This window comes from Pseudomonas sp. Pseusp15 (assembly GCF_059492165.1).
The window spans coordinates 3582196-3607548 of sequence record NZ_CP168523.1 but is presented as its reverse complement, the minus strand read 5'-3'; the positions used below and the strand labels follow the sequence as shown (position 1 = coordinate 3607548).

The window sequence follows — 25353 nt, the reverse complement described above, 5'->3', positions numbered from 1 at the left end:
AGCCTAGTCTGTGCTGTCAGGTGCGGGATTTATTTGGGTGTTCATCCGGCAATGCTTATGCAAGGGACCTCATGAAGCAAAAACGGACTCTCGGAACGCCACGGCTGTTGGGCATCGTCTGGCCATTTATCGCCGTTGTGTTGTTTCAGGCATTGTTGGGCGGCGTCAGTCTTTACGTTCTTTCAGCGGTTCGTGGCTACGTCGGCGGTGAGAGCCTGTGGTCCAAGGGCCAGAAAGACGCCATCTATTACCTCAATCTCTACGCCGACAGTCGCGACGAGACGATTTTTCTCAAATACCAGAACGCGATTGCCGTGCCTCAGGGCGGCCATGAGTTGCGTATGGCGCTGGATCATCAGCCACCGAATATCGAGGCCGCGCGCCTCGCGATTCTCAAGGGCGGCAATCACCCGGACGACGTCCCCAGCCTGATTTGGCTGTACCTCAATTTCCGGCATTTCAGTTACCTGGAAAAAGCCATCGAGCTCTGGACGATCGGTGACGCGTACCTGGTGCGGCTCGATGACGTCGCGCGGGAAATGCATCAGGGTATCGTCGATAACCAGGCCACCGATGCCGACATCAAGCGCTGGAAGGTGCAGATTTTGGCCATCAACGATGGTGTGACGCCCCCTGCCAAAGCGTTCAGCGATGCCTTGGGCGAGGGCTCGCGCATGATTCTCCGGCTGCTGCTGGCGACGAACCTCGCCACCGCGCTGGGCCTGATCGTGCTGGCGTTGCTGCGTACCCACAAACTGCTCGAACAGCGGCATGCCTTCGCCGATGCCTTGCAGTTGGAGAAAGACCGGGCGCAGATCACCCTGCAATCGATTGGCGACGGGGTGATCACCACCGACGTCGAGGGCGCGATTGCCTACATGAACCCGGCCGCCGAGGCCTTGACTCACTGGAAGGCCGAACAGGCGACGGGGTTGCCATTGGCGGCGCTGTTCAATCTGCTGGACGAGAACGCTCAGGCCGACGGTTTTACCTTGATCGAACACATTTTGAGCGGCCAGCTCAGCGGCGGCAGCGAACATTCCAAACTGATCCAGCGACTGGATGGCAGCACGGTTTCGGTCACCCTGGTCGGTGCGCCGATCCGTAACGCGGGCAAGGTCAGTGGCACCGTGCTGGTGCTGCATGACATGACCCAGGAGCGGCAGTACATCGCCAATCTGTCCTGGCAGGCGACCCATGACGCCTTGACCGGGCTGACCAACCGCCGCGAATTCGAATATCGCCTGGAACAGGCCCTGCATAGCCTGATGCGACAAGCGGGGCGTCACGCCTTGATGTTCCTCGATCTGGATCAATTCAAACTGGTCAACGACACCTGCGGTCATGCTGCCGGCGATGAGTTGTTGCGGCATATTTGTGCGTTGCTGCAATCAGGATTGCGCGAAGGCGACACCCTGGCCCGATTGGGTGGTGACGAGTTCGGCATTCTGTTGGAAAACTGTGCGCCGGAAGCGGCTGAGAAAATTGCCGAAGTCCTGCGCCAGACTGTGCAGAACCTGCATTTTGTCTGGAAAGGCCGACCGTTCGTGACCACGGTGAGCATTGGTCTGGTGCACGTCACTCAGAGTCCGGCCACCCTCGAGGCCTCGCTGCGAGCCGCTGATATGGCCTGTTACATGGCCAAGGAAAAGGGCCGCAACCGGGTTCAGGTCTATCACGCCGACGATTCGGAGCTGTCCCTGCGCTATGGCGAGATGGCTTGGGTGCAGCGCCTGCACATGGCGTTGGAGGAGGACCGCTTTTGCCTGTACTCCCAGGAAATCGCGCCTCTGGGTCTTGGCGAGCGGGACGGCGGACATATCGAAATCCTGCTGCGCCTGCATGACGAAGCCGGGCGCATGATTCTGCCGGACAGTTTCATTCCGGCCGCCGAGCGTTATGGTTTGATGACGTCGCTTGACCGCTGGGTGGTGGAGAACGTTTTCAAGGTCATTGCCCAGGCCATCGCCCAAGAGGGCGAAGAGCCGCTGGCCATGTGTGCGATAAATCTGTCAGGTATTACTATCGGAGATGAGGCGTTTCTGGACTTTCTTCGTGAACAGTTTGTTGCATATTCAATTCCGCCTGAAATGATTTGTTTTGAAATTACAGAAACCAGCGCGATTTCCAATTTGCCTAGCGCAATTAGATTTATTAATGAACTCAAAGGCTTAGGTTGCCACTTCTCATTAGATGACTTCTGTGCCGGTATGTCCTCATTCGCTTACCTGAAACATTTACCTGTAGACTTCCTGAAGATCGACGGGAGTTTCGTAAAGGATATGCTGGACGACCCGATTAACCGCGCCATGGTCGAAGTGATCAATCACATCGGGCATGTCATGGGTAAGCGCACGATTGCCGAGTTCGTTGAAACACCTCAGATCGAGCAGGCATTGCTGGAGATCGGGGTGGATTACGCTCAAGGGTATCTGATTGAACGCCCGCATCTGTTTACCTGCGACAGTTTACAAAGTCGTCCTGCCAGACCCCGGCCTTTGTTATTCAAGGCGCCCGGCACATTCCGTTGAAAGCTCCTGTCGATCTTGAAATCACAATCAAAAGGAGCGCGACAGTGATCGACACATTCAACAGAACCGGACCCCTCATGGAAGCTGCAAGTTACCCCGCCTGGGCTCAGCAATTGATTCAGGATTGCAGTGAGAGCAAGCGCCGCGTCGTCGAACATGAACTGTACCAGCGGATGCGCGATAACAAGCTCAGCGCAAAAACCATGCGTCAGTACCTCATTGGTGGCTGGCCGGTGGTCGAACAGTTCGCCTTATACATGGCACAGAACCTGGCCAAGACCCGTTTTGCACGCCACCCTGGCGAAGACATGGCGCGTCGCTGGCTGATGCGCAATATTCGCGTCGAACTGAATCATGCCGATTACTGGGTGCACTGGAGCCGTGCTCACGGTATCAGCCTGGAAGATCTGCAGGCGCAACAGGTTGCCCCTGAACTTCACGCCTTGAGTCACTGGTGCTGGCACACCAGTTCGTCGGACTCGCTGATCGTGGCTATCGCCGCCACCAACTATGCCATCGAGGGTGCTACCGGGGAGTGGTCGGCGCTGGTCTGTTCCAGTGGCGTCTACGCGGCGTCGTTCCCCGAGGAGGATCGCAAGCGGGCCATGAAGTGGTTGAAGATGCACGCCCAGTACGACGATGCCCATCCTTGGGAAGCGCTGGAAATCATCTGCACCCTGGCGGGGCTGAACCCGAGCAAATCCCTGCAAATGGAATTGCGTCAGGCAGTCTGCAAAAGTTACGACTACATGTACCTGTTCCTGGAGCGATGCATGCAGTTGGAGCTGGCGGCAAAAGCCCCGGTAGTCCGTGAGCGGATGGCGTTGGCCGAGAGCTAAAAGACGCAGCCTACGGCAGCTCGTAGGAGCTGCCGTAGGCTGCGATCTCTTCAAAAATATCTACCCCGCCATCGCCAACCGGTTACGCCCCTCGCGCTTGGCCACATACAGCGCACTGTCGGCTCGTCGCAACAGGCTCTCGGCAGACTCGCCGGGCAGCAGGGTCGAGCAACCCAGGCTGACCGTCAGTTCGATGGTCTTGCCTTCGGCCACATAGTCCTGGGCCTGCGCAGCGAACCGCAGTCGTTCGCCGACCATGGCCGCGGCTTCCCGGCTGGTGTTGGACAGCAGGATCATGAATTCTTCGCCTCCAAACCGGAACACCATGTCCACGTTACGCAACTGGCTTTTGATCGAGGCCGCGACGGCCTTGAGCACTTCATCGCCGGCGCTGTGCCCGTAGGTGTCGTTGATCTGTTTGAAGTGATCGATGTCCAGCATCAGCAGCGACAGGGGCTGTGAGTGTCGGCGCGACATCTCGATTTCCCGTTGCAGCGTCTGATCCATCGCGATGCGATTGCCGGTGTCGGTCAGCGGGTCGCGCAAGGCGCTTTGGGTGGCGGCACGGTAGAGCAGGGCATTGCGCATCGGGTAGAGAAGCGCTGATAACAGCGATTCCAGATGGCCTTGCTCTTCATCGCTGAAACGCTGATTGCGACGGAACACCAGTTCACCCAATTGCTCGCCTTCATGACTGAGGCTGTAGCTGATCGAATGATGACCTCGCTGGCCGAACTGCAGGCGCAAGTCGCTGGGCTGATGCTCATAATTCAAGGCATCCAGCGGTACAAGGCGCTGAATTTCACGGAAGAAAAGTCCGAGAATGCGTTGCGGCTCAAGACTGGTTTGCAGTTGCAGGCCCAGCTCCTGACGCAACTGCGCAAGACTGACGGGCCGCTCCAGAAGGGGAGGCTGCTGACCAAAGCCCAGGCGTTGCAATTTGGCGCTGTCGAAGTCAATTGCGTTGGTCTGGGAAGGCGATTTCATATGGCGTGAGCCCCTAAACAGTAAGACTGTCTTACAGGCTGGGTGAGAGCGGCTTTGGGCTGCGCGTCATACTGGTCCATCAGTCCCGTAGGACATTTGGCACGAGTTTAGTCCGCTTTGCCGAAGATTAGTAACCTCTCGGCTCGAGCTCTGCCCCGTCTGCTTTCACACGGCGTGTCTGAGCAAAATTAGAGCGAAAGTCGTGCCATTCGGTTCAGTCGGTTAAAAAGCGTTCTAAATCAACAAGGTTGGGGAGGTTGCGAAGGATGGTGTCGGGGGTATTGGCATTTATTTGACTTGAAACAGCAACAGTTATCACGGGCTTTGCGTGCCGCGACGGGAAGTCGTCGCGGCACAAAAGCGACGCACGGGCATTACTGAGCGTCGAACGCCTGACCGTTGATGCCGGTACTGTCCGGCCCCATCAAGTAAAGGTAGACCGGCATGATCTCCTCGGGTGTCGGGTTGTTCAGCGGATTTTCCCCAGGGTAGGCCTGAGCGCGCATGCTGGTGCGGGTGGCGCCGGGGTTGATGCTGTTGGAGCGCACGGGGGCGACGGTGTCTACTTCGTCGGCCAGGGTTTGCATCAGGCCTTCAGTGGCGAACTTGGACACACCGTAAGCGCCCCAATATGCACGACCCTTGCGACCGACGCTGCTGGAGGTGAACACCACCGAGGCGTCTTGCGATAGCTTGAGCAGCGGCAGCAGGGTGCTGGTGAGCATGAACATGGCGTTGACGTTGACCTGCATGACGCGCATGAAGTTCTCGCCGGACAACTGCTCGATCGGTGTGCGTGGGCCGATGATCGACGCGTTGTGAAGCAAGCCGTCGAGGTGGCCGAATTCGGTTTCGATCATGGCCGCCAGTTCATCGTATTGGTGGGGCAGGGCGGTTTCCAGGTTGAACGGGATCACCACCGGTTGTGGATGCCCGGCCGCTTCGATTTCGTCGTAGACCTGAGTCAGATTGGCTTCGGTCTTGCCCAGCAGCAGCACGGTGGCGCCATGAGCGGCGTAGGTTTTCGCGGCGGCAGCACCGATGCCTCGGCCAGCGCCGGTGACCAGGATGACCCGGTCCTTGAGCAATTCAGGACGGGCGGAATAATCAAACATAAAAAACCTCAACACAATTCAACAGGCAGGCATCGTATTTGTGGCGAGGGAGCTTGCTCCCGCTCGGCTGCGAAGCAGTCGTAAACCTGCAAATGCGACATACCTGACACTGCGCGATAATAAAAGGGGCCGCTTCGCAGCCCAGCGGGAGCAAGCTCCCTCGCCACAAAAGCCTCTGTAATCAGCAACTGCACAAAGCGCTATCCAGCACCAGGCGCAACTCCATTGGATGATCGACCACCACATCCGCGCCCCAATGCCGCGGGTTATCCTCCGGATGAATGTAGCCGTAGGTCACGGCGGCTGTTCTGGTGCCGGCATCGCGGCCGGATTCGATATCGCGCAGGTCATCACCGACGAACAGCACGCTGGCCGGATCGAGGTCGAGCATCTTGCACGCCAGGATCAACGGCTCCGGGTCCGGTTTGCTGTTCTTCACATGATCCGGGCAGATCAGCAGCGCCGAACGCTCGGCCAGCCCCAATTGCTGCATGATCGGCTCGGCGAAGCGCAGCGGCTTGTTGGTGACCACGCCCCAGATCAGGTTGGCCTTCTCGATGTCGGCCAGCAATTCGCCCATGCCGTCGAAGAGCTTGCTGTGCACCGCGCAACCTTTGACATAGCGCTCCAGAAACTCCAGGCGCAGCTCCTCGAAGCCCGGCGATTCCGGGTCCATCGAGAAAGTCACTGCAACCATCGCCCTGGCGCCGCCGGAGATTTCGTCACGGATGTGCTTGTCGTTCATCGGCGGCAAACCACGCTCGGCACGCATCGCCTGGCAGATGGCGATGAAGTCCGGCGCGGTGTCGAGCAGGGTGCCGTCCATGTCGAAAAGAACTGCTCTGATACGCATCGGCTTACTCCTCGCGCAGGGTCTGGATCATGTAGTTGACGTCGACATCGGATGCCAGTTTGTAGTGCTTGGTCAGCGGGTTGTAGGTCAGGCCGATGATGTCCTTGACGGTCAGGCCGGCCATGCGACTCCAGGCACCGAGCTCGGAAGGGCGGATGAATTTCTTGAAGTCGTGAGTGCCACGCGGCAGCAGCTTCATGATGTATTCGGCGCCGACGATGGCGAACAGATAGGCCTTCGGATTGCGGTTGATGGTGGAGAAGAACACCTGGCCGCCAGGCTTGACCATGCGGAAGCAGGCGCGGATCACCGAGGACGGATCCGGAACGTGTTCAAGCATTTCCAGGCAGGTAACGACGTCGAACTGCTCAGGCATTTCTTCGGCCAGCGCTTCGGCGGTGATTTGCCGGTACTCGACGTTTACGCCGGATTCCAGTTGATGCAATTGCGCGACCGCCAGCGGCGCTTCGCCCATGTCGATGCCCATCACGGTGGCGCCGCGCTGGGCCATGGCTTCGCTGAGGATGCCGCCGCCGCAACCGACGTCGAGGACTTTCTTGCCGGCCAGATTGACGCGCTCGTCGATCCAGTTGACCCGCAGGGGGTTGATGTCGTGCAGCGGTTTGAACTCGCTTTCGCGGTCCCACCAGCGATGGGCCAGGGCTTCGAATTTGGCGATTTCGGCGTGGTCGACGTTGCTCATGGTGTCAGTCCTCTAAAACTTGAAAAATTCTGTTGCCCCGGTGTTGGTCCAGGGTGCTTACGATTCGGTGTGGCCGCTGATGCGCCTGCCCCAGGCCTTGGCGGTGGCGCACAGTTGCGCTTCATCCAGGCGGGTCAGGCGGCGGTCGTCGAGCAGTTGCTTGCCGGCGACCCAAAGGTGTTTCACGCAGTCGCGGCCAGTGGCATATATAAGTTGCGAAACCGGGTCGTAGACCGGTTGCTGCGCCAGGCCCGACAGGTCGAATGCGACGATGTCTGCCGCTTTGCCGACTTCCAGCGAACCGGTTTGCGCTTCGATTCCCAGCGCGCGGGCGCCATTGAGCGTGGCCATGCGCAGGGCGCGATGGGCGTCCAGCGCGGTGGCCGAGCCGGCGACAGCCTTGGCCAGCAATGCGGCGGTGCGGGTTTCACCAAGCAGGTCCAGGTCATTATTGCTGGCCGCGCCATCGGTGCCGACTGCCACATTCACCCCAGCCTGCCACAAGCGCTCGACCGGGCAGAAGCCACTGGCCAGCTTCAGGTTCGACTCCGGGCAATGAATCACATTGGTGTTACTTTCTACCAGCAGCGCCAGGTCTTCATCGCTGATCTGGGTCATGTGAACGGCCTGGAAGCGTGGCCCGAGCAGGCCCAGGCGGCCGAGGCGGGCCAGCGGGCGTTCGCCGCGCTGCTCCACCGACTGCTGCACTTCGAAGGCGGTTTCGTGGACATGCATGTGAATCGAGGCGTCCAGCTCTTCGGCGATCACCCGGATTTTTTCCAGGTTTTCGTCGCCCACGGTGTACGGGGCATGGGGGCCGAAGGTGACTTTGATCCGTTCGTGATGCTTGAGATCGCCGAATAATTCGACGCCCTGACGAATGGCTTCATCCGCCGTGCTGGCGCCTGGAATCGGGAAATCGAGGATCGGAATGGCGATCTGGGCGCGAATGCCGCTGTTATGTACGCGTTCGCTGGCGACCTTCGGGAAGAAATACATGTCAGAGAAGCAGGTGATGCCACCTTTGATCTGCTCGGCGATGGCCAGGTCCGTGCCGTCGCGTACGAACGCCTCGTCGACCCATTTGGCTTCGGCCGGCCAGATGTGGCTTTCCAGCCAGGTCATCAGCGGCAGATCGTCGGCCAGGCCGCGGAACAGCGTCATTGCTGCATGCCCGTGGGCATTGATCAGGCCCGGGCTGAGCAGCATGCCCGGCAATTCGCGCACTTCGGTTGCGTTAAGCTTCAAGGCTGCTGCGCGTGGGCCGATAAACACGATACGACCGTCGCGGATACCCAGGGCATGCTCTTTAAGGACCACGCCAGCCGGTTCGACGGGTACCAGCCAGGTTGGCAGCAATAATAGGTCGAGCGCAGCGGTGGGGGTCGGCATCGAGAGTCGGTTCCAGTGCTTTTGTAAAGGATGGCGAAGTATACCCGAGCGTCTTCGCGGGGGGATCGCTATAATCGGCGGCTTTTGTTCATGAGTGCGGGGTGTGGGATGCGCGATCGACTGTTGGCTGCGGAGAAGGTGAAGGCCATCGATTGGCGTGATGGCGCACTGTACTTGCTGGATCAGCGTATTTTGCCGTTCGAGGAAACCTGGATCGCCTACACCAGCGCTGCGGGTGTGGCCGAAGCCATTCGCTCGATGGTGGTGCGCGGTGCGCCGGCTATTGGCATCAGTGCGGCCTATGGCGTGGTGCTGGCGGCCCGTACCCGTTTTGCCGAAGGTGGCGACTGGCAAGCGGCGCTGGAAGAGGATTTCGCGCTGCTGGCCGACTCCCGTCCGACCGCGGTCAATCTGTTCTGGGCCTTGGGTCGCATGCGTGAGCGGCTTGAGCGCCTGAGGGAGCACGCCGATCCGCTGTCGGTGCTGGAAGCCGAAGCCATCGCCATCCACGAAAGTGATCGCGAAGCCAACCTGACCATGGCCCAGTTGGGCGTCGACCTGATCCGCAAACATCAAGGCAACGCCCAGGCGATCCTTACGCATTGCAACACCGGTGCACTGGCCACCGGTGGTTTCGGCACGGCGCTGGGGGTGATTCGCGGGGCGTTCATCGAAGGCATGGTCGAGCGCGTCTACGCCGACGAAACCCGGCCATGGCTGCAAGGTTCGCGATTGACTGCGTGGGAATTGGCCAATGAGGGTATTCCGGTGACCCTCAATGTCGATTCCGCTGCCGCGCACATCATGAAAACCAAGGGTGTGACCTGGGTGATCGTCGGCGCCGACCGGATTACCGCCAATGGCGATGTGGCGAACAAGATCGGTACCTACCAGTTGGCGGTCAACGCCATGCACCACGGCGTGCGCTTCATGGTGGTGGCGCCGAGTTCGACCATCGACATGAACCTGGCCAGTGGCGACGAGATTCCTATCGAAGAGCGTGATGGCCGCGAGTTGCTGGAAGTTGGCGGCAAGCGGGTGGGGGCAGATGTGGAAGCGTTCAACCCGGTTTTCGACGTGACCCCGGCCGACCTGATCGATGCGATCGTCACCGAAAAAGGCATCGTCGAGCGCCCGGATACCGCGAAAATGGCTCAATTGATGTGCCGCAAGCGTCTGCATTAAATCATTCAGGCTGCACGAAATCGGTGTTTACAAGTGAAAAATACGGTTGAATGCCGGTTGATCACGCCTCTAAGCCCCTCTCGTCTCCTTCAAGCCTGTCACCGGTCAACTAACTATGCTCCATGCGCATCTGGGGGATAGGTGCGTGGCGGCTCTTGTGATAACATCCGGCGGTTTCCAGGGTAGCCTGATGTGGCTGCCTTTACTGCGCAGATCCATGGCATAACTCGTTGATTTGTCGTAAGTCGGTGCATGGCACTCAGTCTGTACCGGCGAGCTTCGTTCGTCCCATATGGATGTGACGAAGTTTCACCAGAAAAAGGAATCAGGCTTCTCATGGGCGAACTGGCCAAAGAAATCCTCCCGGTCAATATCGAAGACGAGCTGAAGCAGTCCTACCTCGACTACGCGATGAGCGTTATTGTCGGGCGGGCACTGCCGGATGCGCGCGATGGCTTGAAGCCCGTGCACCGGCGTGTGCTGTTCGCGATGAGCGAGCTGGGCAACGACTTCAACAAGCCGTACAAGAAATCTGCCCGTGTTGTCGGTGACGTGATCGGTAAGTATCACCCGCACGGTGATACCGCGGTGTACGACACCATCGTTCGGATGGCGCAGCCATTCTCGCTGCGTTACCTGCTGGTGGACGGTCAGGGCAACTTCGGTTCGGTGGACGGCGACAACGCCGCGGCCATGCGATACACCGAAGTACGCATGACCAAGCTGGCGCACGAGCTGCTGGCCGACCTGCATAAAGAAACCGTGGACTGGGTGCCGAACTACGACGGCACCGAAATGATCCCCGCGGTCATGCCGACCAAGATCCCCAACCTGCTGGTCAACGGCTCCAGCGGTATCGCCGTGGGCATGGCGACCAACATTCCGCCGCACAACCTCGGTGAAGTCATCGACGGTTGCCTGGCACTCATCGACAATCCGGAGCTGACTGTCGATGAGCTGATGCAATACATCCCCGGTCCGGACTTCCCGACCGCCGCGATCATCAACGGTCGCGCCGGCATCATCGAAGCCTACCGCACCGGTCGCGGGCGCATTTACATGCGTGCCCGCTCGATCATCGAAGACATCGACAAGGTCGGTGGCCGTCAGCAGATCGTCATTACCGAACTCCCTTACCAGCTGAACAAGGCCCGTCTGATCGAGAAGATCGCCGAGCTGGTCAAAGAGAAGAAGCTTGAAGGCATCACCGAGCTGCGCGACGAGTCCGACAAGGACGGTATGCGCGTCGTGATCGAGCTGCGTCGCGGTGAAGTGCCTGAGGTGATTCTCAACAACCTCTACGCCCAGACTCAGCTGCAAAGCGTGTTCGGCATCAACATCGTTGCGCTGATCGACGGCCGTCCGCGGATCCTCAACCTCAAGGATCTGCTGGAAGCCTTCGTTCGTCACCGTCGCGAAGTCGTGACCCGTCGTACCGTGTTCGAGCTGCGTAAAGCGCGCGAACGTGGCCACATCCTGGAAGGTCAGGCGGTTGCCCTGTCGAACATCGACCCGGTCATCGCCCTGATCAAGGCTTCGCCGACCCCGTCGGAAGCCAAGGAAGCGCTGATCAGCACGCCGTGGGAGTCCTCCGCGGTGGTTGCAATGGTTGAACGTGCCGGTGCCGATTCGTGCCGTCCGGAAAACCTCGATCCACAATACGGCCTGCGCGACGGCAAGTACTTCCTGTCGCCAGAGCAGGCGCAAGCCATTCTGGAACTGCGTCTGCACCGCCTGACCGGTCTGGAGCACGAGAAGCTGCTGGCCGAGTATCAAGAGATCCTCAACCAGATCGGCGAGCTGATCCGCATCCTCAACAGCGCCACGCGCCTGATGGAAGTGATCCGCGAAGAGCTGGAAGTGATCCGTGCCGAGTACGGCGATGTGCGTCGCACCGAGATTCTCGATGCCCGTCTCGACCTGACCCTGGGCGACATGATCCCGGAAGAAGAGCGCGTCGTGACCATTTCCCACGGTGGCTACGCCAAGACCCAGCCTTTGGCTGCGTACCAGGCTCAGCGTCGTGGCGGTAAAGGTAAATCGGCTACCGGCGTGAAGGATGAGGACTACATTGCTCACCTGCTGGTCGCCAACAGCCACACCACGCTGCTGCTGTTCTCCAGCAAAGGCAAAGTGTACTGGCTGAAAACCTACGAAATCCCGGAAGCCTCCCGCGCGGCCCGTGGTCGTCCGCTGGTCAACCTGCTGCCGCTGGACAGTGATGAATACATCACCACCATGCTGCCGGTCGAGGAATACACCGAAGGTCACTTCATCTTCATGGCCACTGCCAAAGGCACCGTGAAGAAGACCCCGCTGGAATCCTTCAGCCGTCAGCGCAGCGTCGGTCTGATCGCGCTGGAGCTGGATGAAGGCGACGTGCTGATCTCTGCGGCCATTACCGATGGCGATCGCGAAGTCATGCTGTTCTCCGACGGCGGCAAGGTGACTCGCTTCAAGGAAACCGACGTTCGCGCCATGGGCCGTACCGCTCGCGGTGTCCGCGGTATGCGTCTGCCGGAAGGCCAGAAGCTGATTTCCATGTTGATCCCGGAAGAAGGCAGCCAGATCCTCACCGCTTCGGCGCGTGGTTTCGGCAAGCGCACCGCGATCACCGAGTTCCCTGAGTACAAGCGTGGCGGTCAGGGCGTTATCGCCATGGTCAGCAACGAGCGTAACGGTCGTCTGGTCGGCGCGGTCCAGGTGCTCGACGGCGAGGAAATCATGCTGATTTCCGACCAGGGTACGTTGGTTCGTACCCGCGTCGACGAAGTGTCCAGCCTGGGCCGTAACACCCAGGGTGTGACCCTGATCAAGCTGGCCAACGATGAAACGCTGGTGGGCCTGGAGCGGGTTCAGGAGCCGTCGGAAGTCGAAGGCGAAGAGTTGGAAGGCGAAGGGCTTGCAGGTGAAGAGGGTGCAGTGTTCGAGGGTGAGGTCGTGATCGACGATGTTGCCGACGACCAGCAACTCGACGCCGCCGCCGACGAAGAGCCGCAGGAGTAAGCGGGCAAGCAGGGGGCGGATGAAGATTCGCCCCCTTGTTGTTTGTCCTCAGGGAGCTGTGGAATTGTTTTTTATGTAGGAGTTGTCGAGCGAAGCGATGCTGCGATCTCTTGATCTGGCTCTTGCTTTCGCTCAGCACTAAAAGATCGCAGCCTCGCTCTGCTCGACAGCTCCTACAGATTTATTGCGTGATACCACCAAATCAGAGCGAGATTGGATGTGAGCAAGAGAGCCTATAACTTCTGTGCCGGTCCTGCGGCGCTTCCCGAAGCTGTCCTGAAGCGCGCCCAGGCTGAACTCCTTGATTGGCACGGCAAGGGCCTGTCGGTCATGGAAATGAGCCATCGCAGCGATGAGTTCGTGTCCATTGCCACCAAGGCCGAGCAGGATCTGCGTGATCTGCTGAATATCCCCTCGAACTATAAAGTGCTGTTTCTGCAAGGTGGCGCGAGCCAGCAATTTGCTCAGATTCCGCTGAACCTGTTGCCGGAAAGCGGCACCGCCGACTATATCGACACCGGTATCTGGTCTCAGAAGGCGATCGAAGAAGCCTCGCGCTACGGCCACGTCAACGTTGCCGCGACCGCCAAGCCTTACGACTATTTCGCTGTGCCTGGCCAGAACGAATGGAACCTGTCGAAAGATGCGGCCTACGTTCACTACGCGCCGAACGAAACCATTGGCGGCCTGGAATTCCAGTGGATCCCGGAAACCGGTGATGTGCCGCTGGTCGCCGACATGTCCTCGGACATTCTTTCGCGCCCGGTGGATGTCTCGCGTTTCGGCATGATCTACGCCGGCGCCCAGAAAAACATCGGCCCGAGCGGCATCGTCGTGAACATCGTTCGCGAAGATCTGCTGGGCAACGCCCGTTCCATCTGCCCGACCATGCTCAACTACAAGGTCGCGGCCGACAACGGCTCGATGTACAACACGCCGCCGACCCTGGCCTGGTACTTGTCCGGTCTGGTGTTCGAGTGGTTGAAAGAGCAGGGCGGCGTCGAAGCCATCGGCAAGCTCAATGAAGTGAAGCAGCGCACGCTGTACGACTTCATCGACGCCAGCGGCTTGTACAGCAACCCGATCAACAAGCCTGACCGCTCGTGGATGAACGTGCCGTTCCGTCTGGCCGACGATCGTCTCGACAAGCCGTTCCTGGCCGGTGCCGACGAACGTGGCCTGTTGAACCTCAAAGGTCACCGTTCCGTGGGCGGCATGCGTGCCTCCATCTATAACGCCGTCGATATCGTTGCAGTCAACGCACTGGTTTCGTACATGGCAGAGTTCGAGAAGGAACACGGCTAATGTCTGAGCAAGAACTCAAGGCACTGCGCCTGCGCATTGATGCTCTGGACGAAAAGGTCCTGGAGCTGATCAGTGAGCGCGCACGCTGCGCCCAGGAAGTTGCGCGAGTAAAGATGGCCTCGCTGGCCGAAGGCGAAGTGCCGGTGTTCTATCGTCCCGAGCGTGAAGCTCAGGTGCTCAAGCGCGTGATGGAGCGTAACCAGGGGCCGCTGGGCAACGAAGAGATGGCGCGGCTGTTCCGCGAAATCATGTCCTCGTGCCTGGCCCTCGAGCAGCCGCTGAAAGTGGCTTACCTCGGCCCTGAAGGTACCTTCACTCAAGCTGCGGCCATGAAGCACTTCGGTCACGCGGTGATCAGCAAGCCAATGGCGGCGATCGACGAAGTGTTCCGTGAAGTGGCGGCCGGTGCGGTGAACTTTGGCGTGGTCCCGGTGGAAAACTCCACCGAAGGCGCGGTCAACCACACCCTCGACAGCTTCCTCGAACACGACATGGTGATCTGTGGCGAAGTCGAGCTGCGTATTCACCATCACCTGTTGGTTGGCGAAAACACCAAGACCGACAGCATCAGCCGTATCTATTCCCACGCCCAGTCCCTGGCCCAGTGCCGCAAGTGGCTGGACGCCCATTACCCGAATGTCGAGCGCGTGGCGGTGTCCAGCAACGCCGAAGCGGCCAAACGGGTCAAGGGTGAGTGGAACTCGGCAGCGATTGCCGGCGACATGGCTGCCGGCCTCTACGGGTTGACCCGTCTGGCCGAGAAAATCGAGGATCGCCCGGACAACTCCACGCGATTCCTGATGATCGGCAACCAGGAAGTGCCGCCGACCGGTGACGACAAGACCTCGATCATCGTTTCCATGAGCAACAAACCCGGCGCTCTCCACGAGTTGCTGGTGCCGTTCCACGACAATGGCATCGATCTGACACGGATCGAGACCCGTCCGTCGCGCAGCGGTAAATGGACCTACGTGTTCTTCATCGACTTCGTCGGCCATCACCGCGACCCGCTGGTCAAAGGTGTGCTGGAAAAGATCAGTCAGGAAGCGGTGGCACTCAAAGTGCTGGGTTCCTACCCGAAAGCAGTTCTCTAAGGGCGGTAGCAAATGAGTGGCAACTTCCTCGCTCTGGCGCAGCCGGGCGTGCAACAACTTTCGCCTTACGTTCCGGGCAAGCCTGTGGATGAACTGGCTCGTGAGCTGAACCTCGATCCGGCCAGCATCGTCAAGCTGGCGAGCAACGAAAACCCGTTGGGCGCCAGTCCCAAGGCGCTGGCGGCGATTCGCGAAGCGCTGGCCGAGCTGACCCGCTATCCGGACGGCAATGGTTTTGCGCTCAAAACCCTGTTGGCCGATCAGTGTCGCGTCGAGCTGAACCAAGTGACGCTGGGCAACGGCTCCAACGATATTCTGGAGCTGGTGGCGCGTGCCTATCTGGCGCCGGGCCTGAACGCGGTGTTCAGCGAGCATGCGTTTGCGGTCTATCCGATCGCGACCCAGGCCGTTGGTGCCCAGGCAAAAGTGATCCCGGCCAAAGACTGGGGTCATGATCTGCCGGCGATGCTGGCCGCGATCGATGCCGATACCCGCGTGGTGTTCATCGCCAACCCGAACAACCCGACCGGGACCTGGTTCGATGCCGAGGCGCTGGATGAATTCCTTCAGGACGTTCCGGCCCATGTGCTGGTGGTGCTGGACGAGGCCTACATCGAGTACGCCGAAGGCAGCGACTTGCCGGATGGCCTGGACTATCTGGCGGCCTATCCGAACCTGCTGGTCTCGCGCACCTTCTCCAAGGCCTATGGTCTGGCGTCGCTGCGGGTCGGCTACGGTTTGTCCTCGGCCATCGTCGCCGATGTGCTCAATCGCGTGCGTCAGCCGTTCAACGTCAACAGCCTTGCGCTGGCCGCCGCTTGTGCCGCGCTGCAAGACGTCGAGTACCTGGCTGAAAGCCGTCGCCTGAACCAATCCGGCATGCAGCAGCTTGAGGCGGGTTTCCGTGAGTTGGGGCTGAGCTGGATTCCATCCAGAGGCAACTTCATCTGTGTCGATCTGGGTCGCGTTGCTGCCCCGGTTTTCCAGGGGTTGTTGCGCGAAGGCGTGATCGTGCGTCCGGTGGCCAACTACGGCATGCCGAATCACCTGCGCATCACCATCGGTTTGCCAGCGGAAAACAGCCGCTTCCTCGAGGCGCTGACCAAGGTTATGGCTCGTGGTTGATGTCACTGCACTGCAATCTGCTGAACCTATGATCGGTCGCCTGGTGGTGGTCGGTCTGGGGTTGATCGGCGGTTCGTTTGCCAAAGGCCTGCGTGAAAGCGGTCTGTGCCGCGAAGTGGTCGGGGTCGATCTCGACCCGCAGTCGCGCAAGCTGGCGGTCGAGTTGGGTGTGGTGGATCGCTGCGAGGAAGACCTGGTGGCGGCTTGTCAGGGCGCGGACGTGATTCAGTTGGCGGTGCCGATCCTGGCCATGGAGAAACTGCTCGCGCTGTTGGCGGGCATGGATCTGGGACAGGCGATCCTGACTGACGTCGGCAGTGCCAAGGGCAATGTGGTGCGCGCGGCGACCGAAGCGTTTGGCGGCATGCCGGCGCGTTTCGTGCCAGGGCATCCGATTGCCGGTTCCGAGCAGAGCGGGGTGGAAGCCTCCAATGCTGACCTGTTCCGTCGCCATAAAGTGATTCTGACGCCGCTGGATCAGACCGATCCGGCCGCGCTGGCGGTGGTCGACCGGTTGTGGCGCGAATTGGGCGCCGACGTCGAGCACATGCAAGTCGAGCGTCATGACGAAGTGTTGGCGGCGACCAGCCATTTGCCGCACTTGCTGGCGTTCGGTTTGGTCGATTCATTGGCCAAACGCAATGAAAATCTTGAGATCTTCCGTTACGCTGCGGGCGGTTTCCGCGATTTCACAAGAATCGCCGGTAGCGACCCGGTCATGTGGCACGACATCTTCCTCGCCAACCGCGAAGCTGTCCTGCGCACACTCGATACATTTCGCAGCGACCTCGACGCCTTGCGCGACGCGGTCGATGCAGGGGATGGGCACCAATTGTTGGGCGTGTTCACTCGCGCCCGGGTTGCCCGCGAGCATTTCAGTAAAATCCTGGCCCGCCGGGCCTATGTGGACGCTATGAATTCCAACGATCTGATTTTCCTGGCACAACCTGGTGGCCGCCTGACTGGGCGGATTCGTGTACCGGGCGACAAATCGATTTCCCACCGATCGATCATGCTCGGTTCCCTGGCCGAAGGCGTCACTGAAGTGGAAGGTTTCCTCGAGGGCGAAGACGCCCTGGCGACCCTGCAAGCTTTCCGCGACATGGGTGTCGTCATCGAAGGTCCGCACCATGGTCGCGTGACCATTCACGGCGTCGGCCTGCATGGCCTGAAGCCTGCGCCGGGCCCGATCTATCTGGGTAACTCCGGCACTTCGATGCGTCTGCTGTCTGGCCTGCTGGCTGCGCAGAACTTCGACAGTACCCTGACCGGCGACGCTTCGTTGTCCAAGCGTCCGATGAATCGCGTGGCCAATCCGCTACGTGAAATGGGCGCTGTGATCGAGACCGCCGCTGACGGTCGTCCACCGATGACCATTCGTGGCGGCAACAAGCTCAAGGGCCTGACTTACACCATGCCGATGGCCAGTGCCCAGGTTAAATCCTGCCTGCTGCTGGCGGGTCTGTATGCCGAAGGCAAGACCACGGTCACCGAGCCGGCACCGACTCGCGACCACACCGAGCGCATGCTGCGTGGCTTCGGCTACCCGGTGACCGTTAACGGGGCGACCGCCTCGGTCGAGTCCGGCCACAAGCTGACCGCGACCCACATTGAGGTGCCGGGCGATATCTCGTCGTCGGCGTTCTTCCTGGTGGCGGCGTCGATTGCCGAAGGTTCGGAGCTGGTGCTCGAACACGTCGGCATCAACCCGACCCGTACCGGCGTAATCGACATCCTGCGCCTGATGGGCGCTGACATCACTCTGGAAAACCAGCGTGAAGTCGGTGGCGAGCCGGTAGCCGACCTGCGCGTACGGGCAGCTAAACTCAAAGGTATCGAGATTCCCGAAGCGCTGGTGCCACTGGCTATCGACGAGTTTCCGGTGCTGTTCGTGGCGGCTGCATGTGCCGAAGGTCGCACTGTGCTGCGTGGTGCCGAAGAGCTGCGCGTGAAGGAATCGGACCGGATCCAGGTCATGGCGGACGGTCTGCTGGCGCTGGGCGTCAAGTGCGAGCCCACTCCGGACGGCCTCATCATCGACGGCGGCCAGATCGGCGGCGGCGAAGTGCACGGTCACGGCGACCACCGGATTGCCATGGCCTTCAGCGTGGCTTCACTGCGCGCCACTGCGCCGATCCGCATCCATGATTGCGCCAACGTCGCGACCTCGTTCCCGAACTTCCTCGCGCTGTGCGCGCAGGTCGGTATCCGTGTTGCACAAGAGGCTCAGTCGTGATCAGCATTGCACCGGTCATCACTATTGATGGGCCAAGCGGCTCTGGCAAAGGTACTGTCGCCGGGATTCTGGCCAAGCGCCTGGGCTGGAACCTGCTGGATTCCGGTGCACTTTATCGATTGCTGGCTTTCGCCGCGCATAACCATGGCGTCGACCTGACCAATGAGGAATTGCTCAAGAAGCTCGCCGCTCATCTGGATGTGCAGTTCATCGCAGCGACCGACGGTCAGTTGCAGCGCATTATTCTGGAAGGTGATGAAGTCAGCGATGTGATCCGTACCGAGAGTGTCGGCTCGGGTGCCTCGCAGGTCGCCGCGTTGCCTGCGGTTCGCGAGGCGTTGCTGCAGCGTCAGCGGGCTTTTCAGGAGGCGCCGGGTCTGGTGGCCGATGGTCGCGACATGGGTACGGTGGTATTTCCCGACGCGCCCTTGAAGATTTTCCTCACTGCCAGTGCCGAAGAGCGTGCGCGCCGACGTTACTTGCAGTTGAAGGGCAAAGTCGATGGTGTTAGTCTGTCGAGTCTGCTAGATGAGATACGTGCGCGCGATGAGCGTGACACCCAGCGAGCGGTAGCCCCGCTCAAACCGGCGGCTGACGCCATACAGCTGGATTCCACGGAATTATCCATCGACCAGGTGCTGGAACGCATCATGAGCGAGATCGCCATTCGCGATATCGCCGGGTGACCAAGAGGGCCGCAGGGGACCAGTCATAGTCCTGCGGAGCTTCTTTTAAATGAAACTAACCCACATCGTCTGGGATGTGGAGATGGGCGTATTCTTCGCCCTTATCAACAGGAATTAAAATGAGCGAAAGCTTTGCGGAACTCTTTGAAGAAAGCCTAAAAACCCTGAACCTTCAGGCAGGCTCCATCATCACCGGTGTTATCGTTGATATCGATTACCAAGCTCGCTGGGTAACCGTTCACGCTGGCCTGAAGTCTGAAGCACTCATCCCGCTTGAGCAGTTCTACAACGACGCTGGCGAACTGAACATCAACGTCGGTGACGAAGTTCACGTTGCTCTGGACTCGGTTGAAGACGGCTTTGGTGAAACCAAGCTGTCCCGTGAAAAAGCCAAGCGCGCTGAATGCTGGATTGTTCTGGAAGCAGCCTTCGCAGCCGAAGAAGTGGTCAAGGGCGTTATCAACGGTAAGGTTAAAGGCGGCTTCACTGTCGACGTTAACGGCATCCGTGCGTTCCTGCCAGGTTCTCTGGTTGACGTCCGTCCAGTGCGCGACACCACGCACCTGGAAGGCAAAGAGCTGGAATTCAAGGTCATCAAGCTCGACCAGAAACGCAACAACGTTGTCGTTTCCCGTCGCAGCGTCCTCGAAGCCGAGAACTCCGCCGAGCGTGAAGCTCTGCTGGAATCCCTGCAGGAAGGCCAACAAGTCAAAGGTATCGTCAAGAACCTCACCGATTACGGCGCATTCGTCGATCTGGGTGGCGTCGATGGCCTGCTGCACATTACCGACATGGCTTGGAAGCGTATCAAGCATCCTTCCGAAATCGTCAACGTTGGCGACGAGATCGATGTCAAGGTTCTGAAGTACGATCGCGAGCGCAATCGTGTTTCCCTGGGCCTCAAGCAACTGGGCGAAGATCCATGGGTTGCTATCAAAGCCCGTTACCCAGAAAGCACTCGCGTTACCGCTCGTGTAACCAACCTGACCGACTACGGCTGCTTCGCTGAGCTGGAAGAAGGCGTTGAAGGTCTGGTGCACGTTTCCGAAATGGACTGGACCAACAAGAACATCCACCCTTCGAAAGTCGTACAAGTCGGCGACGAAGTGGAAGTTATGGTTCTGGACATCGACGAAGAGCGTCGTCGTATCTCCCTCGGCATCAAGCAGTGCAAATCTAACCCATGGGAAGATTTCTCTGGCCAGTTCAACAAGGGCGATAAAATCTCCGGCACCATCAAGTCGATCACCGATTTCGGTATCTTCATTGGTCTGGACGGCGGCATCGACGGTCTGGTTCACCTGTCCGACATCTCCTGGAACGAAGTGGGCGAAGAAGCCGTACGCCGCTTCAAGAAAGGCGACGAGCTGGACACCGTTATCCTGTCGGTTGACCCAGAGCGCGAGCGCATCTCCCTGGGTATCAAGCAACTGGAAAGCGATCCGTTCTCCGAGTACGTTCAAGAGAACGACAAAGGCGCCATCGTTAAAGGCATCGTGAAAGAAGTTGACGCTAAAGGCGCCATCATCACTCTGGCCGACGATATCGAAGCGACTCTGAAAGCCTCCGAAATCAGCCGTGACCGCGTTGAAGATGCGCGTAACGTTCTGAAAGAAGGCCAGGAAGTTGAAGCCAAGATCATCAGCGTTGATCGCAAGAGCCGCGTAATCCAGCTCTCCATCAAGTCGAAAGATGATGCTGAAGAGAAAGAAGCAATCCAGAGCTTGAAAGACAAGCCTGCTGCTGACATCGCTGCTGGTCCTACCACTCTGGGCGACCTGTTGCGTGCACAAATGGAAAAACAGAACTGAGTTCTGTCAGACCATAGAAAAAGGGCGACTTCGGTCGCCCTTTTTTGTGTCTGCGATTTGGTGAATCCCAAGCGTGCTGACGCTGCAATATTTCTTTCGTGAAACCAATGATCTACATAAGTTGTCTGTAACTTCATACAGGTCAATCGTCTATTCAAGGCTAGGCTTAGTCTGAAGTGAACGACCGCTGGGTTGCGTATCCGGCATAAGGAAGTGAATGAATAAGCTCATTGTCGTGATAGCAGTAATGACATTGGCAGGTTGTACCACCAGCGCCAAGACTCATGTGGTGCGCGGCGTCAGTGGTATAGAGGTCGATTGTTCGGGATTGGGCTCAGGATGGGAGAGGTGTCACAAGCGAGCGGCCAAGGAGTGTAAAGGGGCAGGTTATAAAGTCATCGTAAGGTCTGATGACGCCAAGGAGGAAGATATATTCCCTTTCGGTTTCAATCCCGCGGGCTATCTGACACGCACCATGCTGGTTATCTGCAGGTGAGTGTGTGGGTTCGATCAGAGTTCCGGTGCCTTGAAATCGGGCATCTCGCTGCTGGGGACGATATGTCAACACTCGGGCTGTTCAAATTACTCGGGGCATGCTAAAACCTTTGAAGCGCTGATCTAGCTGCTTGAAAAAGAAGGGAAAAATATGACGAAGTCGGAGTTGATCGAACGAATTGTCACCCATCAAGGGCTACTCTCATCTAAAGATGTGGAGCTGGCCATCAAGACCATGCTTGAGCAAATGTCCCAATGTCTGGCCACTGGTGATCGAATCGAGATCCGTGGTTTTGGCAGCTTTTCACTGCACTATCGCGCGCCGCGCGTGGGGCGTAATCCAAAAACCGGTCAGTCCGTCAGCCTTGACGGCAAGTTCGTTCCACATTTCAAGCCAGGCAAAGAACTGCGTGATCGTGTGAACGAGGATGAGGAGGAAGGGCTTTGACGGCTGTTGCACTCCAGGGAGCCGCTGATGCGTAACTTCAAGCGCGTACTCCTCGCTGTATTTGTCCTGTTGCTTGTTCTGGCGATCCTGGCGTTCGTTCTTGAGAACCAGCAAGGCGTGTCCCTACTGTTCCTTGGTTGGGCGGGGCCGCAATTGCCAGTATCGCTGATCATGGTGATTGCGCTGCTGATCGGCATGGTGATCGGGCCGGTTCTCGGCTGGTTTCTGGGGCGTACATCCAGAGCCTCGCGCAAACGCCTTGTCTGATTCCGGGAAACCCGCTGTAGGCATGGAATTTGCCTCGCAGCTTGTCCATATCCATTAGTAAAACCTTCATTAAGCTGTAAAATGCTGCGCTTGGCCGATAGGGGTGTTCCCATTTCGGTTCAGACTGACTCTGTCAGAAGCCTCGGCTGACTTGATGGCTTTTGCATTCATGGATTAGACAGTGCGCGGTTGGCGGCCCTGTCAGTAACTTAAGGGTATGGTTTCGCGTGAAAATTCTAGTAACCGGCGGCGCCGGATTTATCGGCTCGGCAGTCATTCGTCATATCATCTCCAACACTGCCGACTCTGTCGTTAACGTCGATAAACTGACCTATGCCGGTAACCTTGAGTCGTTGGCTGAAGTCAGCCAGAACTCGCGTTACGTGTTCGAACGCGTCGACATCTGCGACCGTGATCAAGTGGACCGTGTTCTGCGTGAACACCAACCGGATGCAATCATGCACCTGGCCGCAGAATCCCACGTTGACCGCTCGATCTCCGGTCCGTCTGAATTCATCCAGACCAACATCATCGGCACCTACACCTTGCTGGAAGCTGCGCGCCATTATTGGGCGGCACTGGATGATGCGCGCAAAGCCAACTTCCGTTTCCACCATATCTCCACCGACGAAGTCTACGGAGACCTCGAAGGCCCGGAAGACCTGTTCACCGAAACCACACCGTATCAGCCAAGCTCACCGTACTCGGCCAGCAAGGCCAGTTCAGATCACCTGGTTCGCGCCTGGAGCCGTACCTACGGCCTGCCGACCCTGGTTACCAACTGCTCGAACAACTACGGTCCTTGCCACTTTCCTGAGAAGCTGATCCCGCTGATCATCCTCAATGCACTGGAAGGCAAGCCGCTGCCGGTCTACGGAAAAGGCAACCAGGTTCGTGACTGGCTCTACGTCGAAGACCACGCCCGCGCACTGTACAAAGTCGTGACCGAAGGCGTGATCGGCGAGACCTACAACATCGGCGGCCATAACGAGAAGCAAAACATCGAAGTGGTGCATACCCTTTGCGCACTGCTTGATGAACTGCGTCCAGACTCTGCTCATCGTCCACACGCCAGCCTGATCACCTACGTTCAGGATCGCCCGGGCCACGACCAGCGTTACGCGATCGACGCCAGCAAAATCCAGCGCGAGCTGGGTTGGACACCGGAAGAAACCTTTGAAACCGGTATACGCAAGACTGTCGAGTGGTACCTGAACAACACTGAGTGGGTGGCTCACGTGAAGAGCGGCAGCTACCAGCAATGGATCGACCAGAACTACATGGACCGTTCGGACAAAGCATGAAAATTCTCCTGTTGGGAAAAAACGGCCAGGTCGGCTGGGAGCTGCAGCGCTCTCTTGCGCCTCTTGGCGAACTGATCGCCCTGGACCGTCATCCGGTCGATGGTTTGAGCGGCGACCTGTCTGACCTCAATGCACTGCGCGCGACGATCCGTCAGGTTAAACCCGACGTCATCGTCAACGCAGCGGCCTACACTGCGGTCGATAAAGCTGAATCCGAGACTGAGCTGGCCGATCGTGTGAACGGTCAGGCGAGTCAGGTTATGGCTGAAGAAGCCGCATCTCTAGGGGCTTGGCTGATTCACTACTCGACCGATTACGTGTTCAGCGGTGAAGGCCTGACGCCGTGGCAAGAAACCAATGCCGTCGCACCGGTGAATCACTACGGTGCCAGCAAACTGGCCGGCGAGCAGGCGATTATTGCCTCGGGATGCAAGTACCTGATCTTCCGCACCAGTTGGGTCTATGGTGCTCGCGGTAACAACTTCGCCAAGACCATGCTGCGCCTGGCCAAGGATCGCGAAACCCTGAGCGTCATCGCCGACCAGATCGGCGCCCCTACCGGCGCAGACCTGATCGCTGACGTGACGGCGCTGGCTATTCAGCAAGTGTTGCAGCGTCCTGAACTGGCGGGTCTTTATCACTTGGCGGCCGCCGGCGAAGTGTCCTGGCACGGCTATGCCAGCCATGTGATCGGTTTTGCCAAGGCCAACGGTGAAGAGCTTGCTGTCACAGCGATCAATCCGATCGAAACGACCGCCTACCCGACACCGGCGCGCCGCCCTCTGAATTCCCGATTGAATACTCAGAAGCTGCGCGACAATTTTTCTTTGCACTTGCCGGATTGGCAAAGTGGTGTCACCCGAATGCTTATGGAAGTCCTGAACAAATGACCACGACAAATCGTAAAGGCATCATCCTCGCTGGTGGCTCGGGTACTCGTCTGCACCCGTTGACCCTCGGCGTGTCCAAGCAGATGCTGCCGATCTACGACAAGCCGATGATCTTCTATCCGCTGTCGGTGTTGATGCTCGCCGGTATACGCGAAATCCTGATTATCTCCACCCCTGAAGATCTGCCGTGCTTCCGTAAATTGCTGGGTGACGGCAGTCTGTACGGCATCAAGCTGACTTACGCTGAGCAGCCAAGCCCGGACGGTCTGGCGCAGGCGTTCATCATTGGTGAAGAGTTCATCGGCAAGGATCCTTGCTGTCTGATCCTGGGCGACAACATCTTTTACGGTCAACACTTCTCGGACAATCTGCGTTCGGCCAGCGCTCAAGAGCATGGAGCGACGGTATTCGGCTATCACGTATCGGACCCGGAGCGTTTTGGTGTAGTGGAGTTCGACGCTGCCGGCCACGCTTTGAGTATCGAAGAAAAGCCCCTGAAGCCAAAATCGAGCTATGCGGTGACGGGGCTGTACTTCTACGACAACCAGGTTGTCGAGATCGCCAAGAATATCAAGCCATCCGCGCGTGGTGAGCTGGAGATCACTGATGTCAACCGTGCGTACCTCGAGCAGAAGACCCTCAAAGTCGAAATGCTTGGTCGCGGCTTTGCCTGGCTGGATACCGGTACACATGATTCGTTGCTGGAGGCGAGCCACTTCGTGCATACCATTGAGAAGCGGCAGGGTTTGAAAGTTGCCTGTCTGGAGGAGATTGCTTACAGCAGTGGCTGGATTTCCGCCGCTGAGCTGTCGGCTCAGGCAGTGCGTCTCAGCAAGACTGGTTATGGTTTCTATCTGGAAAAGCTTTTGAAGGCGCAGGATTGTCGAGGCTTGAGTGAGAATTGATCTTGGCTGACGATTGATATTATTTTGATGTCGATTTGAAGAAATCGTTTGTTTTCAAATGATTTTCGTATCTGCCCTTCGCATGAGTTATTTATTCCCGGTACTAGCTGTAGAATGGCCGGCAGAACTATCTGACCCCATTCAGTGCTGCATGCCTCAGGCTTATTGGGCTCGCA

Annotated in this window: 21 protein-coding genes; 16 read left to right on the top strand and 5 right to left on the bottom strand. The window is 58.6% G+C overall.

Going from position 1 to position 25353, the window contains the following annotated elements; all coding sequences use genetic code 11:
- The first annotated feature begins 71 nt into the window (after nucleotides 1-71).
- Entirely contained in the window at nucleotides 72-2531 is a 2460-nt protein-coding gene (locus tag ACEN8R_RS16335; RefSeq protein ID WP_018929862.1) for an EAL domain-containing protein, read from the top strand.
- A gap of 77 nt (nucleotides 2532-2608) precedes the next feature.
- On the top strand, nucleotides 2609-3370 hold the full coding sequence (locus tag ACEN8R_RS16330; RefSeq protein WP_218584820.1) for an iron-containing redox enzyme family protein: 762 nt from the start codon (nucleotides 2609-2611) through the stop codon (nucleotides 3368-3370).
- 60 nt (nucleotides 3371-3430) lie between these two features.
- On the opposite strand, the gene ACEN8R_RS16325 is transcribed toward ACEN8R_RS16330, so the two are convergent.
- The 5 genes from ACEN8R_RS16325 to ACEN8R_RS16305 all read right to left on the bottom strand — a co-directional run bounded on the left by ACEN8R_RS16325 (nucleotide 3431) and on the right by ACEN8R_RS16305 (nucleotide 8420).
- On the bottom strand, nucleotides 3431-4357 hold the full coding sequence (locus tag ACEN8R_RS16325; RefSeq protein ID WP_018929860.1) for a GGDEF domain-containing protein: 927 nt from the start codon (nucleotides 4355-4357) through the stop codon (nucleotides 3431-3433).
- Nucleotides 4358-4731: 374 nt separating this feature from the next.
- On the bottom strand, nucleotides 4732-5472 hold the full coding sequence (locus ACEN8R_RS16320) for a YciK family oxidoreductase (protein WP_007939907.1): 741 nt from the start codon (nucleotides 5470-5472) through the stop codon (nucleotides 4732-4734).
- Between the two features lie 181 nt (nucleotides 5473-5653).
- Nucleotides 5654-6325, bottom strand: coding sequence for an N-acetylmuramic acid 6-phosphate phosphatase MupP (gene mupP / locus ACEN8R_RS16315; protein WP_018929859.1), 672 nt, complete (start codon nucleotides 6323-6325; stop codon nucleotides 5654-5656).
- A gap of 4 nt (nucleotides 6326-6329) precedes the next feature.
- A complete protein-coding gene (gene ubiG, locus ACEN8R_RS16310; RefSeq protein WP_018929858.1) occupies nucleotides 6330-7028 on the bottom strand; it encodes a bifunctional 2-polyprenyl-6-hydroxyphenol methylase/3-demethylubiquinol 3-O-methyltransferase UbiG in 699 nt (232 codons plus the stop codon).
- A 57-nt stretch (nucleotides 7029-7085) separates the two neighbouring features.
- Nucleotides 7086-8420, bottom strand: coding sequence for a TRZ/ATZ family hydrolase (locus tag ACEN8R_RS16305; RefSeq protein WP_018929857.1), 1335 nt, complete (start codon nucleotides 8418-8420; stop codon nucleotides 7086-7088).
- A gap of 108 nt (nucleotides 8421-8528) precedes the next feature.
- Between ACEN8R_RS16305 and mtnA the strand changes: the two genes are divergently transcribed.
- The 14 genes from mtnA to rfbA all read left to right on the top strand — a co-directional run bounded on the left by mtnA (nucleotide 8529) and on the right by rfbA (nucleotide 25177).
- On the top strand, nucleotides 8529-9605 hold the full coding sequence (gene mtnA, locus ACEN8R_RS16300) for an S-methyl-5-thioribose-1-phosphate isomerase (protein ID WP_018929856.1): 1077 nt from the start codon (nucleotides 8529-8531) through the stop codon (nucleotides 9603-9605).
- 336 nt (nucleotides 9606-9941) lie between these two features.
- Nucleotides 9942-12611, top strand: a complete 2670-nt coding sequence (gyrA, locus tag ACEN8R_RS16295) for a DNA gyrase subunit A (RefSeq protein WP_018929855.1) — start codon at nucleotides 9942-9944, stop codon at nucleotides 12609-12611.
- Between the two features lie 219 nt (nucleotides 12612-12830).
- A complete protein-coding gene (gene serC / locus ACEN8R_RS16290) occupies nucleotides 12831-13916 on the top strand; it encodes a 3-phosphoserine/phosphohydroxythreonine transaminase (protein ID WP_018929854.1) in 1086 nt (361 codons plus the stop codon).
- On the top strand, nucleotides 13916-15010 hold the full coding sequence (gene pheA / locus ACEN8R_RS16285; protein WP_007939916.1) for a prephenate dehydratase: 1095 nt from the start codon (nucleotides 13916-13918) through the stop codon (nucleotides 15008-15010). Before serC ends, pheA begins: the two co-directional genes overlap by 1 nt.
- Nucleotides 15011-15022: 12 nt before the next feature.
- Nucleotides 15023-16135 (top strand): histidinol-phosphate transaminase, encoded by a 1113-nt coding sequence (gene hisC, locus ACEN8R_RS16280; protein WP_086944627.1) that lies wholly within the window; start codon nucleotides 15023-15025, stop codon nucleotides 16133-16135.
- Between the two features lie 28 nt (nucleotides 16136-16163).
- Nucleotides 16164-18371, top strand: a complete 2208-nt coding sequence (locus tag ACEN8R_RS16275; RefSeq protein WP_018929852.1) for a bifunctional prephenate dehydrogenase/3-phosphoshikimate 1-carboxyvinyltransferase — start codon at nucleotides 16164-16166, stop codon at nucleotides 18369-18371.
- Entirely contained in the window at nucleotides 18368-19057 is a 690-nt protein-coding gene (gene cmk, locus ACEN8R_RS16270) for a (d)CMP kinase (protein ID WP_007939921.1), read from the top strand. Before ACEN8R_RS16275 ends, cmk begins: the two co-directional genes overlap by 4 nt.
- A 119-nt stretch (nucleotides 19058-19176) precedes the next feature.
- Nucleotides 19177-20868, top strand: coding sequence for a 30S ribosomal protein S1 (gene rpsA / locus ACEN8R_RS16265; RefSeq protein ID WP_018929851.1), 1692 nt, complete (start codon nucleotides 19177-19179; stop codon nucleotides 20866-20868).
- 217 nt (nucleotides 20869-21085) lie between these two features.
- Nucleotides 21086-21364, top strand: coding sequence for a hypothetical protein (locus ACEN8R_RS16260; RefSeq protein WP_019650498.1), 279 nt, complete (start codon nucleotides 21086-21088; stop codon nucleotides 21362-21364).
- Nucleotides 21365-21514: 150 nt separating this feature from the next.
- A complete protein-coding gene (gene ihfB / locus ACEN8R_RS16255) occupies nucleotides 21515-21811 on the top strand; it encodes an integration host factor subunit beta (RefSeq protein ID WP_003369729.1) in 297 nt (98 codons plus the stop codon).
- A 27-nt stretch (nucleotides 21812-21838) separates the two neighbouring features.
- Entirely contained in the window at nucleotides 21839-22078 is a 240-nt protein-coding gene (locus ACEN8R_RS16250) for a LapA family protein (protein ID WP_018929849.1), read from the top strand.
- 227 nt (nucleotides 22079-22305) lie between these two features.
- Complete coding sequence (gene rfbB / locus ACEN8R_RS16245) at nucleotides 22306-23382, top strand: dTDP-glucose 4,6-dehydratase (protein ID WP_258613310.1); 1077 nt, start codon at nucleotides 22306-22308, stop codon at nucleotides 23380-23382.
- A complete protein-coding gene (gene rfbD, locus ACEN8R_RS16240; RefSeq protein ID WP_018929847.1) occupies nucleotides 23379-24272 on the top strand; it encodes a dTDP-4-dehydrorhamnose reductase in 894 nt (297 codons plus the stop codon). The genes rfbB and rfbD overlap by 4 nt, the downstream gene beginning before the upstream one ends.
- Entirely contained in the window at nucleotides 24269-25177 is a 909-nt protein-coding gene (rfbA, locus tag ACEN8R_RS16235) for a glucose-1-phosphate thymidylyltransferase RfbA (RefSeq protein WP_018929846.1), read from the top strand. Before rfbD ends, rfbA begins: the two co-directional genes overlap by 4 nt.
- Nucleotides 25178-25353: the final 176 nt, after the last annotated feature.